General features: G+C 69.6%; 14 protein-coding genes and 4 pseudogenes. 9 read left to right on the top strand and 9 right to left on the bottom strand.

What is annotated here, in order from left to right:
- Window positions 1-86: 86 nt before the first annotated feature.
- Window positions 87-749 carry a response regulator transcription factor gene (locus ACF08M_RS13170; RefSeq protein ID WP_392185338.1) on the top strand — a complete coding sequence of 221 codons (663 nt, stop codon included), beginning with the start codon at window positions 87-89 and terminating at the stop codon, window positions 747-749.
- A complete protein-coding gene (locus ACF08M_RS13175) occupies window positions 740-2,011 on the top strand; it encodes a sensor histidine kinase (RefSeq protein ID WP_392185339.1) in 1,272 nt (423 codons plus the stop codon). Before ACF08M_RS13170 ends, ACF08M_RS13175 begins: the two co-directional genes overlap by 10 nt.
- A 149-nt stretch (window positions 2,012-2,160) precedes the next feature.
- Here the strand turns inward: ACF08M_RS13175 and ACF08M_RS13180 are convergent.
- A pseudogene (locus tag ACF08M_RS13180) lies at window positions 2,161-2,730 on the bottom strand (transposase); the annotation flags it as partial.
- A gap of 107 nt (window positions 2,731-2,837) precedes the next feature.
- Between ACF08M_RS13180 and ACF08M_RS13185 the strand changes: the two are divergent.
- Window positions 2,838-3,293: a transposase gene (locus ACF08M_RS13185; RefSeq protein ID WP_392185340.1), complete on the top strand. Its 456-nt coding sequence runs from the start codon at window positions 2,838-2,840 to the stop codon at window positions 3,291-3,293.
- A 455-nt stretch (window positions 3,294-3,748) separates the two neighbouring features.
- On the opposite strand, the gene ACF08M_RS13190 is transcribed toward ACF08M_RS13185, so the two are convergent.
- Window positions 3,749-5,863: a hypothetical protein gene (locus tag ACF08M_RS13190; RefSeq protein ID WP_392185341.1), complete on the bottom strand. Its 2,115-nt coding sequence runs from the start codon at window positions 5,861-5,863 to the stop codon at window positions 3,749-3,751.
- Between the two features lie 137 nt (window positions 5,864-6,000).
- Here ACF08M_RS13190 and ACF08M_RS13195 point away from each other — a divergent pair, with 137 nt between their 5' ends.
- Window positions 6,001-6,129 carry a hypothetical protein gene (locus ACF08M_RS13195; protein ID WP_392185342.1) on the top strand — a complete coding sequence of 43 codons (129 nt, stop codon included), beginning with the start codon at window positions 6,001-6,003 and terminating at the stop codon, window positions 6,127-6,129.
- A gap of 168 nt (window positions 6,130-6,297) precedes the next feature.
- Complete coding sequence (locus tag ACF08M_RS13200; protein ID WP_392185343.1) at window positions 6,298-6,804, top strand: hypothetical protein; 507 nt, start codon at window positions 6,298-6,300, stop codon at window positions 6,802-6,804.
- 57 nt (window positions 6,805-6,861) lie between these two features.
- Here the strand turns inward: ACF08M_RS13200 and ACF08M_RS13205 are convergent.
- Window positions 6,862-7,657: pseudogene (locus ACF08M_RS13205) on the bottom strand (transposase); the annotation flags it as partial.
- Between the two features lie 315 nt (window positions 7,658-7,972).
- Here ACF08M_RS13205 and ACF08M_RS13210 point away from each other — a divergent pair.
- Window positions 7,973-8,392, top strand: coding sequence for an ATP-binding protein (locus tag ACF08M_RS13210; protein ID WP_392185344.1), 420 nt, complete (start codon window positions 7,973-7,975; stop codon window positions 8,390-8,392).
- Here the strand turns inward: ACF08M_RS13210 and ACF08M_RS13215 are convergent.
- Window positions 8,389-9,279: an aldo/keto reductase family oxidoreductase gene (locus tag ACF08M_RS13215; protein WP_392185523.1), complete on the bottom strand. Its 891-nt coding sequence runs from the start codon at window positions 9,277-9,279 to the stop codon at window positions 8,389-8,391. The two genes, ACF08M_RS13210 and ACF08M_RS13215, sit on opposite strands and share 4 nt — an antisense overlap.
- Before the next feature lie 222 nt (window positions 9,280-9,501).
- On the opposite strand from ACF08M_RS13215, the gene ACF08M_RS13220 reads away from it, so the two are divergent.
- A complete protein-coding gene (locus ACF08M_RS13220) occupies window positions 9,502-10,365 on the top strand; it encodes a LysR family transcriptional regulator (RefSeq protein WP_392185345.1) in 864 nt (287 codons plus the stop codon).
- 79 nt (window positions 10,366-10,444) lie between these two features.
- Here ACF08M_RS13220 and ACF08M_RS13225 read toward each other — a convergent pair whose 3' ends face one another.
- Both ACF08M_RS13225 and ACF08M_RS13230 read right to left on the bottom strand, forming a co-directional pair.
- The gene (locus ACF08M_RS13225) at window positions 10,445-10,720 is read right to left on the bottom strand and encodes a hypothetical protein (RefSeq protein WP_392185346.1); all 276 of its coding nucleotides are present in this window, start codon (window positions 10,718-10,720) and stop codon (window positions 10,445-10,447) included.
- Window positions 10,717-11,097 carry a helix-turn-helix transcriptional regulator gene (locus ACF08M_RS13230; RefSeq protein WP_392185347.1) on the bottom strand — a complete coding sequence of 127 codons (381 nt, stop codon included), beginning with the start codon at window positions 11,095-11,097 and terminating at the stop codon, window positions 10,717-10,719. Before ACF08M_RS13230 ends, ACF08M_RS13225 begins: the two co-directional genes overlap by 4 nt.
- 239 nt (window positions 11,098-11,336) lie before the next feature.
- Between ACF08M_RS13230 and ACF08M_RS13235 the strand changes: the two are divergent.
- Window positions 11,337-11,780, top strand: a pseudogene (locus ACF08M_RS13235) (helix-turn-helix domain-containing protein); the annotation flags it as partial.
- Between the two features lie 198 nt (window positions 11,781-11,978).
- Here the strand turns inward: ACF08M_RS13235 and ACF08M_RS13240 are convergent.
- The 3 genes and pseudogenes from ACF08M_RS13240 to ACF08M_RS13250 form a co-directional block, all read right to left on the bottom strand.
- Window positions 11,979-12,404: a Tn3 family transposase gene (locus tag ACF08M_RS13240; protein ID WP_392185524.1), complete on the bottom strand. Its 426-nt coding sequence runs from the start codon at window positions 12,402-12,404 to the stop codon at window positions 11,979-11,981.
- A gap of 22 nt (window positions 12,405-12,426) precedes the next feature.
- Window positions 12,427-12,579 (bottom strand): annotated as a pseudogene (locus tag ACF08M_RS13245) (Tn3 family transposase); the annotation flags it as partial.
- A 77-nt stretch (window positions 12,580-12,656) separates the two neighbouring features.
- The gene (locus ACF08M_RS13250; protein ID WP_392185348.1) at window positions 12,657-13,223 is read right to left on the bottom strand and encodes a helix-turn-helix domain-containing protein; all 567 of its coding nucleotides are present in this window, start codon (window positions 13,221-13,223) and stop codon (window positions 12,657-12,659) included.
- A 66-nt stretch (window positions 13,224-13,289) separates the two neighbouring features.
- Between ACF08M_RS13250 and ACF08M_RS13255 the strand changes: the two genes are divergently transcribed.
- The gene (locus ACF08M_RS13255; protein WP_392185349.1) at window positions 13,290-14,909 is read left to right on the top strand and encodes an FAD-dependent oxidoreductase; all 1,620 of its coding nucleotides are present in this window, start codon (window positions 13,290-13,292) and stop codon (window positions 14,907-14,909) included.
- Window positions 14,910-14,945 lie beyond the last annotated feature (36 nt).

Raw genomic sequence — 14,945 nt, forward strand, 5'->3', positions numbered from 1 at the left:
GCATAAGCACGTGACGGCGAGATAAGGACATGCGCGATGATTCGCCTTTATCTCCGCGCAATCCTGTGCCTGATTCCATAGCGCTCATGAGGGTTCTAGTAGCTGAAGACCACCACGTGTTGGCACGCACCATCGCCACCGGTCTGCGCCGCGCCTCGATGGCCGTGGACATCGTAGGCTCCGGCGACGAGGCAGAGCAGCGCTGTCTGCTTACCGACTACGACGTGCTGGTCCTGGACCGCGATCTGCCGGTGATGAGCGGCGACGAGGTCTGCCGGCGGCTGCGCGAGCTCCGGGATCCCCCACGCATCCTGATGCTGACGGCAGCCGACTCGATCGAGGACAAGGTCTACGGCCTCGAACGGCTGGGCGCCGACGACTATCTGGCCAAGCCGTTCGACTTCGCCGAGCTGCTAGCCCGGATCCGCTCCCTGGCCCGGCGCGCCCCCAAGCCGCCGCCGGTCGTCCTGCACCATGAGGGGATCTCGCTGGACCGGGCCAGGCGCGAGGTCCGGGTGGACGGGCGCCTGGTGGAACTGACGCCGAAGGAGTTCGCCGTGCTGCAGATGCTGATGGAGGCCCGCGGCCAGGCGGTGCCGCACCGCGAGCTGGTCCGCACCATCTGGGACAAGAATCTTGACCCGCGCACCAGCGCCGTCAGGGCTACGGTCAGCCGGCTGCGCGCCAAGCTCGGCGGCCCGGACACGATCCTCGCCGATACAGGGCAGGGCTACCGGCTGTGCGACTGAGCCCGCCCTGGCTGAGCCCGCGCATCGCCCTCGCCCGGTTCAGCCCGCGCCGGGCACTAGCCCGCCTGCCGTTCCGCGCCCGGCTGGCGGCGGCCATCGGGGGGCTGTTCCTACTGACCGGAGCGGGTCTGCTGGCCTTTGTCGTGTTGCTCGCCCGGTACGGGACGGCGCAGGAGGTGCAGGGCATGCAGATCACTCCGCTGCCACCTGGCTCGAGTACGTACGAGGAGGCCTGGTCGGCGCTCGAAGCCGGACGCGTTCCAAACGCCCCGGCGGGCCGCGACTTCGGCGAGGGCATCGCGGTCCAGCGTGCGAACTGGACCATTCAGGCCGTCCAGGACACCGCTTTGCAGCAGATGCTGCTCTGGTCGGGGGTCGGACTGGTCATCATGGCCCTGCTCGCAGCCCTCACCGGCTGGTGGCTGGCCGGGCGCGCGGTGCGGCCGATCTCAGTGATGGCCGACACCGCCCGCCGGATCGGCGACTTGAACCTCCACGAACGCCTCGCCCTTACCGGCCCGGACGACGAGCTGCACCGCCTTGCCGACACCTTCGACGGCATGCTCGACCGGCTGCAGAAGGCATTCGACAGCCAGCGCCGCTTCGTCGCCAACGCCTCGCACGAACTGCGTACCCCGCTCGCCGTCCAGCGCACCAGCCTGGAGGTGGGACTGGCCGATCCCCTGCCCGACGGCCTGGCCGAGGTTCGCGAGGATCTGCTGGCCACCAACCGCGACGCGGAGAAGCTGATCGCCGCGCTGCTGCTGCTGGCCCGCAGTGACCGGGGCCTGGCGGAGACCGAGCAGGTGGACCTGGCGGACCTGGCCCGGCAGTCGGCCGCCGAGCAGTCCGCCCAGGCCAAGGAACGCGAGATGACCGTGGACGTGGCGGTGTACGGGCCGCCCGCGGCCGTCGACGGCGACCCCGTGCTGCTCCGTCATCTGATCGGCAACCTGCTCGGCAACGGCATCCGCTACAACCACCCCGGCGGCCGGGTCTCTCTTGCCCTGGACCGCCGAACCCTCACCGTCACCAACACCGGCCCCGAGGTACCCGCCGACCGGCTGGACGACCTCTTCGAGCCCTTCCGCCGACTGGCCCGGGACCGCGTTGGCCACAACACCGGCCACGGCCTCGGCCTGTCCATCGTCCGTTCCATCGCCAACGCCCACGGCGCAGCACTGACCGCGGCGCCAGGCCCGCAAGGCGGCCTGCGTATCGAGGTGAGCTTCCCGGACGCACCGGACCCGCTCACTCGGTAAAGCCTCCCGGAAATCGGCCCGCCGTGCCGCGAGCGCGCGACTTCGCGCTGCGGTCGCGGCAGCCGCCAAGGAAGCTCAACGCCAGGGCCCGGGCGAAGAGTTCGCGGCATCCGCGGCGGCGGCACCGCCCGTTGGCAGAGACCTTCGCAGCGTCCTCCATCAGGCTGGCCAAGCGCCTGGGCGAGGACGGTGATGTGGTCGGCGGCGGTGTTGGCGCCGGCGTTGCCGGGCCTGAGGACTGCGGCCAGGGCTTCGCCGGTGTTGTCCAGGAAGCACAGCAGCGGGTGGTAGCCGAAGCCGCGCTTGTAGGTCGCCGCTGCCTGCTCTTTCTCGGAGTGGCAGGTAACCAGGGTGGCGTCGAGGTCCAGGACAAGGCCGGGCAGGTCGCGTCCGCGCGCACGGGCTGCGGGTATCCCTGCCCTGGTCTCGGCGGCTTGCAGCCAGGCGACCTCCCGGGCGGTGGCCCTGGCCGAGCGCAGGCGGGCGAGTGCAGCCGAGTTGATGCCGGCCAGAAGGCGCCAGGCGGTCGGAGCGGAGGCGACGGGGCCGAACACCTCCGCCTGGTCGCGCAGCAGGGCCAGGTCCGCTATCGCCTCGCCGCCGTCGGCGAGCATGACCGCGAGATCGACCGCGATCCGGCCGGGATCGTGCCCGGTGCCACGCGGTCGCAGCCGACGCAGAGCATCCGTGAAGGCGCCGGTCAGGCCGGTGGCATCGGCGGGGCCGGGGCCTTGCCCGTGCGCCCCATTCCGGCACGGGCCGGGCCCCCGCATACACGGCGTTCGCCAGCCGGACGAAATCGGAGCGAGTCACGGCCCGGCTGATCGTGCGCCGGGTCCGTGACCTGGCCAAACCCGCGATCGTCGGAAAGCAGGGCGAGTTGTTCCCGATCTGGCGCCACCACCCGTTCTTCACCGACACCCCTGCCGCAACCCTCCAAGCCGAGCGGGAACACCGTCACCACGCCGTCGTCGAGCAGGTCATCGCGGACAGCAAAGCCGGAGCCCTCGCCCACCTGCCGTCAGGGAAGTTCCACGCCAACGCCGCCTGGCTCACCCTGTGGGCGATGGCCTACAACCTGCTGCGGGCCGCCGGCACACTGACCTCCGCCTTCCACGCCAAGGCAACCACCGCCACCCTCCGCGCCCACCTGATCCAGGTTCCGGGCCGGATCGCCCGCTCCGCACGGCGTATCACCCTGCACCTACCGTACAACTGGCCCTGGCGAGAGGCCTGGACACGGCTGTTCGACACCGTCCACCGCCCGCCCGAACCAGCCTGACCGCCTCTGCCCGGCCCACCCCGCCAGGGCCCAACCGGAACCGAACCCGTGGAGAAGCTGGGCAGACCAGCAAATACCGCCTGCCCATCCACACTCACCGACCCGAAACCGGCTCAGAAACCCGTCAGCAGATCACATTCAGACCGCGTCGTTGGATCGAGGCTTAGCGCTGTATGGGGTCTCTGCAGGTTCAGGCGGACGTCAGCGCCGGGCGCGGCGACGCGAGCGGGGAGTGCCGGCCCTTCTTTGCCGTGCGTAGCTGCCCCCGGTCGACTTCGGGGTGGGCGGGGATGGCCGCGTCGCTTGGTAATGCTGGTCAAGGCGCGCGTACGGGCTGTATACAAGGCGGGCCCGGCTCTGGGGTGTACCGGGCCGTGCTACGTAGCGCCGTGGGGAGACCTTGAAGGGGTGTCCGTGACTGGCTGTCACGGACACCCCTTTCAGGTGCGGTTACCTCAGTTGTTGTGGCGTTGGCGCCTCCTGAGGGCGACGGTGAGGGAGAGGCCGCCGAGGATGAGCAGCGTGCCGAGCGCGGCCGCGATGAGCACGGTGGTGCCGGTGCGGGCGAGGATCCCGGACGATTGCGGGGCGGGCTGGGGGTTGTTGGGGGGCGGGACGTTGCCGGACGGTGGGATGTTGCCGTGCGGGGGGACGTTGGTGGACGGCGGAGGAGTCTTCCCCGGCGGCACCGTGTGGTCGGTTTCGCAGCCCTTCTTGGTGTCGCAGGTGCCGCGCTTGTTGTCGGGGGTGGTGACGACGTTGTGCAGCTTGCTGTCGCCGCCACCGGTGGCGGTCACGGAGTAGATGATGGTGGCCTTGCCGTCGACGGGAAGGTTGCCCTTCCAGACGAGCTTGCCGTCGGACACCGAGACGTCGCCCGACGAGGCCTTGGCATCGTCGTTGTAGGTGGCGTCGTCGAGGACCTTGGACAGGTCGTCAGTGATGGTGGCGTCCTTGACGTCGCCGTTGCCCTTCTGGGTGACGGTGACGGTGTAGGTGACCTTGTCGCCCTTCTTCACCGCCGTACCCGACTTCGGGTCGGAGGACTTGGAGAAGACGTACGAGCCATAGACGTGATCGGTCTCGCAGCCCTTCTCCGTCTCGCAGGTGCCGCGCTTGTCGTCGGGGGTGGTGACGACATTGTGCAGCTGGCCGTCGCCGTTGGCGTTGACGGTCACGGAGTACGTGATCGTGGCCTTTCCGCCCACCGGAAGGTCGCCCTTCCAGACGAGTTTGCCGCCGGTCGCCGAGACGTCGCCCGACGAGGCCTTGGCATCGTCGTTGTAGGTGGCGTCGTCGAGGACCTTGGACAGGTCGTCAGTGATGGTGGCGTCCTTGACGTCGCCGTTGCCCTTCTGGGTGACGGTGACGGTGTAGGTGACCTTGTCGCCCTTCTTCACCGCCGTACCCGACTTGGGGTCGGAGGACTTGGAGAAGGTGTAGGCGCCGTAGGCGTGGTCGGTCTCGCAGCCCTTCTCGGTCTCGCAGGTGCCGCGCTTGTCGTCGGTGGTAACGACGTTGTGCAGCTTGGTGTCGCCACCGCCGGTCACGGTCACGGAGTACGTGATCGTGGCCTTGCCGCCGACCGGCAGGTCGCCCTTCCAGACGAGCTTGCCGTCCTTGACCTCAGCCGACCCGGCCGAGGCCTTCACGTCACCGTTGTAGGTGGCGTCGTCCAGGACCTTGGACAGGTCATCGGTGATGGTGGCGTCCTTGATGGCGGCCTTGCCGTGCTGGTTCACGGTGACGGTGTAGGTAACCTTGTCACCGACCTGGACGATGGAGCCGGACTTCGGGTCGGAGGACTTGGAGAAGGTGTACGAGCCCATTTCGTGGTGGGTGGTGCAGCTGGGGGTGCTGCCGTCCTCGTCGACCTCGCAGCCGGGTGACAGCACGGTGTTGACGAGTTGGGCGTCCCCGCCGGCCTTGACGGTCACGGAGTAGGTGATCGTGGCTTCGCCGCCGACCGGGACGGTGCCGTTCCACGTCAGTACGCCGTCCTTGATCTCAGCCGTGCCGGTCGAGGCCTTGACGTCGTCGTTGTAGTCGGCGTCGTCCAGCACCTTCGACAAGTCGTCCGAGAACGAGGCGTCGGCCGGAGCCGAACCCTGCTGGGTGACCTTGACCGTGTAGGTGACCTTGTCACCGGGGGCCACGGTCTGGCCGGAGGCCGGGTCGGCGGTCTTCTCGACCTTGTAGTTGGTCACCTCGATCCCGGCCGGGTCCGGCGGGATGGTCGGCGGGACCTCGGAGTCGGGCGGGGTGTCCGCCGTCGCGGAGGCGGTGTTGACGAACGTGCCCGACACGGACTTGTCCAGCACGGTGCTGAACTCGTGCGACTGGCTCTTGCCCGGTTCCAGGGAAGCGATCGTGAACGCGCCGAGCTCGGGGAACTTGTCGTCCGAGACCTTCACGTTCTTGAGCGTGCCCTGCCCGGTGTTGGTGACCACGATCCGGTACTTGACCGTGTCGCCGTACTTGAAGGCCGGGTAGTCGGCAGCTTCGTTGGCGTCGTGCCACTGCCCGTCCTTGCCCTGGACGATCAGGCATGACGCCTTGGGGCCCGGCATGGGTTCGCGCTGTCCAACGACCGTAGGAACCCGTCGTCACGCAGGTCGGCTGCGGCACCTTCAGCACCCCGGCGATCTTCCGTGCGAGCGGGCGTGACGTGCTGGCGGGGTATGGTTCCTGGTCGACCGTCTACGGCGTGTTCCAGCGTTGGGCGGCGGCCGGGACCTTCCGGCCGCTGATGGACGGGTTGATCGCCGAGGCTGCGGCCCGCAACAAGGAAGCGAAGGTGACCTGGCGCAAGTGCGACAGTCAGGCCACCGGGTGATGTGGTCTTCTGGAAGTTCAAGAGCAACAAGCCCATCCAGCACGCGGCTGTGGTCATCGCCAAGTCTGGCGGCAGCGTCACCATCGCGCAGCACAGCAGCAATTACCGCATGTCGACCATGGCAGCTGCCCGTAGCCGTAACCACCCCTATCTCAGTCTGGATCGCCCATGTCACTCCGCGCTGATAAGCGCACCACCGCCCTCGCCGGGTCCGCCGCGGTCCTCGTCGTGCTGTGCGTGGCTGCCGTCTGGTGGTTCAACCGCACCGACGACACCCCGTACGCACTCGCCGCCTCGCCGAAGGTGAGCGTCGTCTACGAGGGCGAGCGTCCGCCCGAAGAGGTGCATACATTCCTGACGGTGTTCGTCCAGCGCCTGGCGAACGGGGATGTGAAGGGCATCGACGAACTGCACGACGGCTACCCCGACGGGACGGCGGTGACCCGGGAGTCCTCAGACTTCCTGAGTCCCCTCGCCGCGGCGGCGGCAGACGGTCCGGTCACGGCCCGTACCGAACCCGTACGCGACAACCGGCCGATCCTGCAGCGCCTTAGGTCACCTCAGGGCGGCACGTCCGAGGCAGAACTCACCCTGACGGGCGGCAAGCACGTACACATCCAACTGACCAGGGAGCACGGTGTGTGGTGGGGCTACGCCAACGCCCCGACCGGCTGATCCCGGGCCCTGCCCGCGCCGTGCCCGATGGTGCCTTCGACACCGGCTCGGAGCTTGGTCCCGCCGTCGCACCTCGCCCTCGATCAGGTGGAAGTGCTGCACCCACAGCTGCCGCAGGGTCTCCGCCTCCGGCACTGCCCGCAGCACGGTCGGCACATCGGGCGAGGTGACGGCCTTGAGCAGTCGCATCCCGTCGGTTCCGATCCGCCGGCCGACCTCCTCCCGCTTGGCCGGGGCCTTGGGGAACCGTGAGTCCTCGGCGCGGGTGGCGTAGTGGCCGGAACCAGTCCGGCTCGGCGACCTCGGACAGCCAGTCGGGAGCGACGACGGCGAGCGTGTTCAGGGCCGAGCGCAGGGTTTCGGCGAGCATCTCCAGCCATCCCAGCTCCCGCGCTGCCGACAGCACATGCGTGGAGTCGGTACGGGCCTTGCCTCTGCCGGTGAGCAGCCCCTTGTCCCGGGCCGCGGCGAGGATGCCGTCCAGCATCCGCTGTCCGGCGTCCGCCTGGACCAGCCGGTCCCTGAACTCCGAGAGGACGGAGAAGTCGAAGCCAGGATCGTCCAGTCGGAGCCCGAGGGCGTACTTGAAGTCGATCCGGGCCCGGACCGCCTCCGCGGCCTGCCTGTCGGTCAATCCCTCGACGAACTGCAACACCAGCACCAGCGCAAGGCATCCCGGTGACCAGGCAGGCCGCCCTCGTGACGGGAAAAGGTCCACGAACTCCTCGTCCGTGAACAGCGGCCCCAGTTCGTCACGGACCCGGATCGCCAGGCTCCCCTTCGGGAACGCGGCCCGCGCCACCCGCACCGTCACCGCCGGGATCTCCCCAGATCCCTTCGGCTGCATCGACATCCGCACCCACCCCATACGACAACGTCGGCCTTCAAGACCACATCCGGGACTTGAAGGCCGACGTCACGCAAGGCCCCGAATTGACCAACAGCATCCGACAACTGCCGTGGGGCGGGGCACGGCTCTGAGCGTGGCGGGCCGTTGTCGACTGTGCAGCACAGCAAGGCGGCTGTGCCCGAGGCTGCTCGGATCAAGAGCAGCTACATCACAGGCAACGGCGGTGAAATGCGCAGGGGTCGCAGCAAGCACCGGAGTCGTTCTCGTCAGGGACTCGAAGCGGCCCGCAGTGGCCAAGCTCGCGTTCGGCGCCGGGGCGTGGCCATCAACTGGATGGAGTTGACGGCATGGCCCACGCTGACGCCCGCCCGCAGACACGGGCACAGAGAAGACTTCCGCGAGCCGAAGACAGCGACCGAGGCCCGGTGCCTGGTCCGCGTGTCCCTGTCCGCCTGGGAACTGGACCACGCCACGGACCCGGCCGACCTCGTGATCTCCGAACTCGTCGCCAACGCCGTCCGGCACCCCCGAGGCCCCATGGTGCGCGTCATCGTCGAACGCCCCGCGGACGACCAGGTCTACCTCGGTGTCGTCGACCGCGCACCGAACGATCTGCCGCAGCAGCAGACACCGCACGCCGAGGCCGCACAGGGCCGAGGACTGCTGATGGTGGACGCATTCACCACCCCATGGGGCTACGACCGGTTACAGCAACCGGCGGGACAGCCCCGGATCTAGCGGCCGATCTTGTCCAGCTCGGCGAGTTCCTCGTCGGAGAGCGGGAGCCCCGCCCCGGCGACGTTCTCGCGCAGGTGCGCCACCGACGAGGTGCCGGGGATGAGCAGGATGTTCGGCGACCGCCTCAGCAGCCAGGCCAGGGCGACCGACATCGGCGCCGCGCCCAGCCGGGCGGCCACGGCGGAGAGCGCCGTGGACTGCAGCGGGGTGAAGCCGCCGAGCGGGAAGAAGGGCACGTAGGCGATGCCCTTGTCCGCGAGATCGTCGATCAGTTCGTCGTCCTGGCGGTAGGCGAGGTTGTACATGTTCTGCACGCATACGATCGGCGCGATCGTCTGCGCCTCGGCGACTTGCTCCGCCGTCGCGTTGCTCACTCCGAGATGCCGGATCAGGCCCTGCTGCTGTAGTTCGACAAGGGTCTCGAAGGGCTCAGCGAGCGAGCCGGGCCGGGGCCCCTGAGCGTCGCCGAGCCGGAGGTTGACGACGTCGAGGGAGGCGAGACCGAGGTCTTCGAGGTTCTCGTCGACTGCGCGGCGCAGCTCATCGGGCTTCCGGGCCGGGGGCCAGCCGCCCTGCTGATCGCGGACCGCGCCGACCTTGGTCACGATGTGCGGCGGTGCGGAGTGCTGAGGGTGTTCGGAGTGAGGGTTCAGCGCTTCACGGATCAGCTGGTTGGTGAAGCGCGGCCCGTACGCGCCGGCGGTGTCGATATGGGTGATCCCGAGGTCGGCGGCCTCGCGCAGGACGGCGAGCGCGCCGTCGTGATCGGCGGGCGGGCCCATGACTCCGGGGCCGGCGAGCTGCATGGCGCCGTAGCCGAAGCGGGTGACGGTCAGGTCGCCGAGCGACCAGGTACCGCCGGGCAGTGGGGCGGAGGGTGTGCTCATATCAGTGGTGCCTTCCATGTTCTTCATGGTTCTTTCATGCTGAGCCGGATGCCGCGGAGCGCTGTTCGCCACGGGGCCGTTGTTCGCGATGCTCACGCCGGGGGCCGATGCGATCGTCGTTCCGCTCGTACCGCCGATGCTCGCTCGCGGACGAGCGTGCATCCAACACCGATGCAGTGCCCTGTCATACCCGACAGGTATCACCGAGGTACGGTTGCGGCCATGGACGCCTTGGAGACCCGCGAACTGAGGTACTTCCTGGCCGTAGCCGAGGAACTGCACTTCGGCCGCGCCGCCGAACGCCTCGGCATCGCCCAGCCCCCGCTGTCCCGCGCGATCCAGCAGCTCGAGCGGCGTCTCGGCGTCTCCCTGCTGGACCGCAACCGCCGCGGCGTCTCCCTGACCGGCGCCGGAGAAGTGCTGCTGCACGAGGGCCGCGCCGCCCTCGACGCGGCCACCGCCGCCGCTCGCCGCACCCGCCGCGCCGGAGGCGCCGACGGTACGGGCGGCCCCCGCGACCGCCTGGTGCTGGCGGTGAAGGCCGGCGCATCCCACGAACTGCTGCGCAAGCTCCTCGACGCCTACGCGGCCGAGCCCGACGCCGCCGAGATCGAGGTGCTGCCGAGCGGTACGTGCGAGCAGGGAGAGATGCTGCGCGACGGCCGCGCCGACGTGGCGCTCATGCACAAGCCGTTCAACTCCCTCGCCGGGTTCGACAGCGAGGAGTTGATGACCGAGGGGCAGATCGCCATCTTGCCCGCCGCGCACCCGCTCGCCGCGCGCAGGACTCTGTCCTTGGCCGAGGTCGGCGACATCCCCGGCCTCCCACTCGCCCGCTGGGCCCACAACGGCACGTACCCGCCCGGTCCGGGCCCCGAGATCCACGACCAGACGCAGCTCGCCCAGCTGATCGCCCTCGGCCGTACCGTCGCCGTCTTCCCCGACTCCGCCCGCGCTTGGCTGTGGGCGGAGCACACCGCCGTCCCCCTGGCCGACGCGCCACCCGTCGTCACCCACATCGCCTGGCCGGCGCACAGCCGCTCCCTAGCCCTGGCCGGACTGATCCGCAAGGCCACCCGGCTGTGACCCCCTCCTGCCTCGCCTGCCTCCCCCCGCCGCTCGCCACGCGCCGCCGTCGCCCTATTGCCGCCCCTGAGAACAGGAGTCAACCGGCCCTGAACAGCGCGCTGTTGTACGTACGTGCCACCGTTGACGCACTCAGCTGGACCGGAACCGCGCTCAGCCCAGCGAACGGCGCCATCGGGCAGGCGAGCGCGTACTGGCTCCGCCGCCGGGCCGCCTCCTGGCCCGCGACGAGGGTCGTGTACGAGGTCGCGTACGAGAAACGGTTCGGCCAGCCCCCGAGCGCGCACTCGCCCGGGGGTGAGCGCCACCCCTCAGCGCCCCCGGCACAGCGCGGCGGCGGATCCGGCGGAGTCACCCAGCACCCTGCCTCGCCGCCCCGGCAAGGGAAGTGGAACCGGCGAGGGATGCGGCATTCCTGCTGGCGCCGGGCGACCGGCCGGTGACGCGTTTGAAGGCGCGGCTGAAAGCGGCCTGAGAGGTGTAGCCGAGGCGCAGCGCCACGGACTGGATCGGCAACGTGTCCTGTGCCAGCCACTGGCCAGCGAGGAGCATCCGCAGCTCCGTGGCGTAGCGGAGGGGCGGCATGCCGATTGTGGCCTGGAATCGGTCGGCGAAGACGGACCGGGAGACATTGCATTCGGCTGCCAGCTCCGCCACGGTCCAGTGATGGCCGGGCCGCCGGTGCAGGGCCAGGATGGCGCGGGCCAGGCGGGGATCGCGCAGTGCGGCCACCAGCCCGGAACTGCTGTCGCAGCCGCATTCGATCCAGCCCCGTACGATCAGGGCGCCGCCACCTCGGCGAGCCGGGCGAGGATGCCGGCGAAGCCCACGCGCGCGGAGCAGAGCTCGCGCCTCATGGACGCGAGGATCGGCATGAGTCCGGGGTAACGCTTTCCAGTGCCGCATCAGGCAACGTTCGCCCCGTTGTGGCGCATTGCTTGATTGCTGCGCAGGGCGGTCAGAATGATCACGTGGCTGAACGTGTGCGGGTCCGGGAGATCGATGACGACGCGGGCAGGCGGTTGCTGCGGATCATCCGCAGAGGCACTGGTTCGGTGGTGACCTGGCGGCGGGCTCAGATGGTGCTGCTGTCCGCGCAGGGCATGTCCGTGGTGAAGATCGCCGAGGTGACATTTACGAGCCCGGACCGGGTCCGGGACGTAATCCACAACTTCAACGTCGACGGCTTCGAGGCGCTCTACCCCAAATACAAGGGCGGCCGGCCGAGAACCTTCACCCTTCCGGAACGCCGGGACATCAAGAAGATCGCCAAGTCCAGGCCGGCCGAGCACGGCCTGCCGTTCTCGGCCTGGAGCCTGGTCAAGCTGGCCGACTTCCTGGTCGCCGAGGGGGTGGTCGACGACATCAGCCACGAGGGTCTTCGGGCCCTGCTCCGCGAGGAGGGCGTCTCCTTTGTGGCGAACTTGTCGCCCACCTCGGCAAGCCCGAGACTGACGAGCTGTGGACCCGGGCTTGCAACGTGTACGACACCATGAGCACCCGGGCCTGACCGCCCGGCCACTGCAAAAAGCGGCGTCCGAAGCGATATGAGGTGGCTTCGGACGTCGCTTCGACTTTACGGCCAGTGCGCACATAAGAAGGCTCGCGGTCGGTCAAGCGGCCTGACCGAGGCCGGTGGCGGTCAGGTCCTGCTCGCGCAGCGGGGTGAAGTCGACATCGAGTTTCGGGTCGTACGCGTCGGGCTGGATGCCGAGTTCGTGCGTGCTGCACTCGCCGAACCGGTTGATGTGCTCGGTCAGGTACGGCGAGATGTGCGCCAGGTCCTCCGGGTCGATCTCCCATCCCTCCTCCAGCAGCTGCCGGACAATCTCCGCGATGTCCAGGGCGTTGTGGAAGTTCACCGCGTTCGTGAGCAGGGCGTTGAACTTCATCGTCTTCTCCTGCTCGATGGGGTCGTTGTCCGCGATGACGCCGCGGTTGCCGAAGCCGATCCACTGGGAGAACCGGTTGAACGACTCCACCTTGTTGGTCGCCGCGGTCACCCGCTGGCGCAGCGGCGCGTCGGAGAGGTAGCGCAGGAGCTGGGCGGCGGATCACGCGGCCGACCTCGCGGAAGGCGGCGTAGGTGGCGTTCTTCCGCGACCCGGAGCGCAGGCGCTTGAGCAGCGTGAAAGAGGAGATGGCGCCCTCGCGTACGGAGACGGCCACGCGCATCAGGTGGCGGAACTGGGACTTGATCAGGTCGAAGTCGATTGTGTTCTTGCCGGGCTAGCCGAACAGGGCGTCGACGTGCACGTACTCCGTCTGCTTGGAGGGCCGGTAGAAGGTCATCACTCCTTCCCGCGATGCACGTGCGCGTGCTGCCCGTCGCGGTCGAAGATCATCAACAGCTCAGCCGGGCCGTCGACCGCGGCGAACGCGTGCGGGGTCATGGTGGCGAACTCGGCCGCCTCGCCGGCCTCGACGGTGATCTCGCGATCGCCGAGCAGGAGTAGGAGCCGCCCGCTGAGCACGAACAGCCAGTCGTGGCCGGGGTGAACGCGCTGCTGTGGCCGGGCCGCGGTCGGCTCAACCAGCATCTTCACCGCGACCGTGCTGCTGTCCGGCCTGCTCAGCGCCCACGTCGTGCGCCCCTCGATCCGGCTCGGCGTGGGGCGGATGACCACGTCGTCGTCGCCGCTCACGTCGAGCAGTGCGTCCAGGCCGACCTGGAGGCCGGTGGCAAGCGGAAGCAGTACGTCGAGGCTGATCGTGCGCTTCCCGGTCTCGACGCGACTGATCGCTGACGGGCTCAGGTTGGTGCGCGCTGCGAGCTCGTCGAGGGAGAGCCCGAGCGTGGTGCGCAGGCTGCGCAGCCGGGTCCGGACGACGTGCTCGATGTCGGCGAGTTGACTCACGTTGACTCCTTGCGAATTCTGCAAGGAGTCTGGCATATAACGCCAGGGGTTTCTACCGTGGAGGACATGAGCCATCACCACACCGACCCCGCTACCTCCGGCGCACCTGCCGCTCCGACCGTCGTCCGCCACTGCGACGTCGCCGTCATCGGCGGATCGGCTGCCGGCCTCGCCGCCGCCCTGCAGCTCGGCCGGCAGCGCCGGTCGGTGATCGTGGTCGACTCCGGCGAGCCGCGCAACGCGCCTGCGGCGCACATGCACAGCTTCCTGGGACGCGATGGCACAGACCCGGCGGAGCTGCTCGCCGCTGGTCGCGTGGACGTGCGCCGCTATGGGGGCGAGGTGCTGTCCGGCCGCGCCGTGCGGGTGGCCCGGGACGGCGAGCTCTTCGTCGTCGAGCTCGCCGAGGGCACCTCCGTCGTCGCCCGCCGGATCGTCGTCGCGACCGGCCTGGTCGACGAGCTTCCCGAGGTCGAGGGACTGGCGGACCACTGGGGCCGGGCGGTGATCCATTGCCCGTTCTGCCACGGCTACGAGGTGCGCGACCAGCGGCTGGTCCAGCTCGTCACCCATCCGATGGGGCTGCACGTCGCGCCGCTGCTGCGCCAGCTGACCGCGCACCTGACCGTGCTGATCGCGGACGGCGTCGAGGTCGACGAGTCCGAGCTCCACACGCTCACGTCGGCGGGTGTCGACGTCCGCGTTGCCACCACGGCACGACGTGTCCTCGCTGACGCTGACAGCTGGCTGACCGGGGTCGAGCTGGCCGACGGATCACGGGTCGACGCCGACGCGATGCTCGTGGTACCGCGCCTCCACCCGCGGGCCGAGCCGTTCGCCGAGCTCGGGCTGCGCCCCACCACGCACCCGACCGGCATGGGCGAGGTGATCGAGGTCGATGCGATGGGCGCCACCGCCATCGACGGGGTCTACGCGGTCGGCAGCATCACCGACCCCAGCCAGCAGGTGCTCCCGGCCGCCGCCCACGGCAGCCGCGTCGGTGGCACCGTCGCGATGAGTCTCGCCGCCGAGGACGTGCGCACCGCGGCCCGCCCGTCCGGCTCCGTCGCCGACTGGGATCACCGCTACTCCGACGACCCGGTCTGGAGCGGCAACCCGAACGGCTCGCTGGTCGCGGAAGTGACCGACCTGCCCGTCGGTCGTGCGCTCGACGTCGGCGCCGGCGAGGGCGGTGACGCGATCTGGCTAGCCGAGCAGGGCTGGGAGGTGACCGCGAGTGACATCTCCTCGCGCGCGCTCGACCGGATCCGGGTCGAGGCCGAGCGGCGCGACCTGACTGTCACGTGCGAGCTGGCCGATGCCAACGCCTGGGAGCCGTTCGCCCAGGGGTCGGCACAGGGCGGGTTCGACCTCGTCTCGGCGGCGTACGCGTCGATCCCGCGTACGCCCGACCTGCGCGGCGTCCACAATGTGCTCGACGCCGTCGCCCCCGGCGGTTCCCTGGTCATCCTCAGCCACGACCTCGAGGCGATGCGCGACCCACAGCACGGGCATCGCCCGTTCGACCCCGACGCCTACCTGCACATCGACGACTTCGTGACGGCGATCAAGGCCGCGGCCGGCTGGACCATCGAGGTCGACGACAAGCGTCCCCGTCCCCCGGGCTCGGCCAGCGCAGCCCACCACGCCGACGACCGGGTGCTGCGCGCCCGCCGAGCGAGCTGAGCCAACGCCACCAGCAAATGGCAGCGGCCCGCGTCC

This window comes from Streptomyces sp. NPDC015032, from assembly GCF_043080425.1.
In the GTDB taxonomy this organism is placed as follows: Bacteria; Actinomycetota; Actinomycetes; order Streptomycetales; family Streptomycetaceae; genus Streptomyces.

Coding starts and splice junctions, on each gene's coding strand:
- ACF08M_RS13215 (WP_392185523.1), bottom strand. CDS start 9,279: ATGAGCACACCCTCCGCCCCACTGCCCGGCGGTACCTGGTCGCTCGGC.
- ACF08M_RS13220 (WP_392185345.1), top strand. CDS start 9,502: ATGGACGCCTTGGAGACCCGCGAACTGAGGTACTTCCTGGCCGTAGCC.
- ACF08M_RS13190 (WP_392185341.1), bottom strand. CDS start 5,863: ATGCCGGGCCCCAAGGCGTCATGCCTGATCGTCCAGGGCAAGGACGGG.
- ACF08M_RS13255 (WP_392185349.1), top strand. CDS start 13,290: ATGAGCCATCACCACACCGACCCCGCTACCTCCGGCGCACCTGCCGCT.
- ACF08M_RS13200 (WP_392185343.1), top strand. CDS start 6,298: ATGTCACTCCGCGCTGATAAGCGCACCACCGCCCTCGCCGGGTCCGCC.
- ACF08M_RS13170 (WP_392185338.1), top strand. CDS start 87: ATGAGGGTTCTAGTAGCTGAAGACCACCACGTGTTGGCACGCACCATC.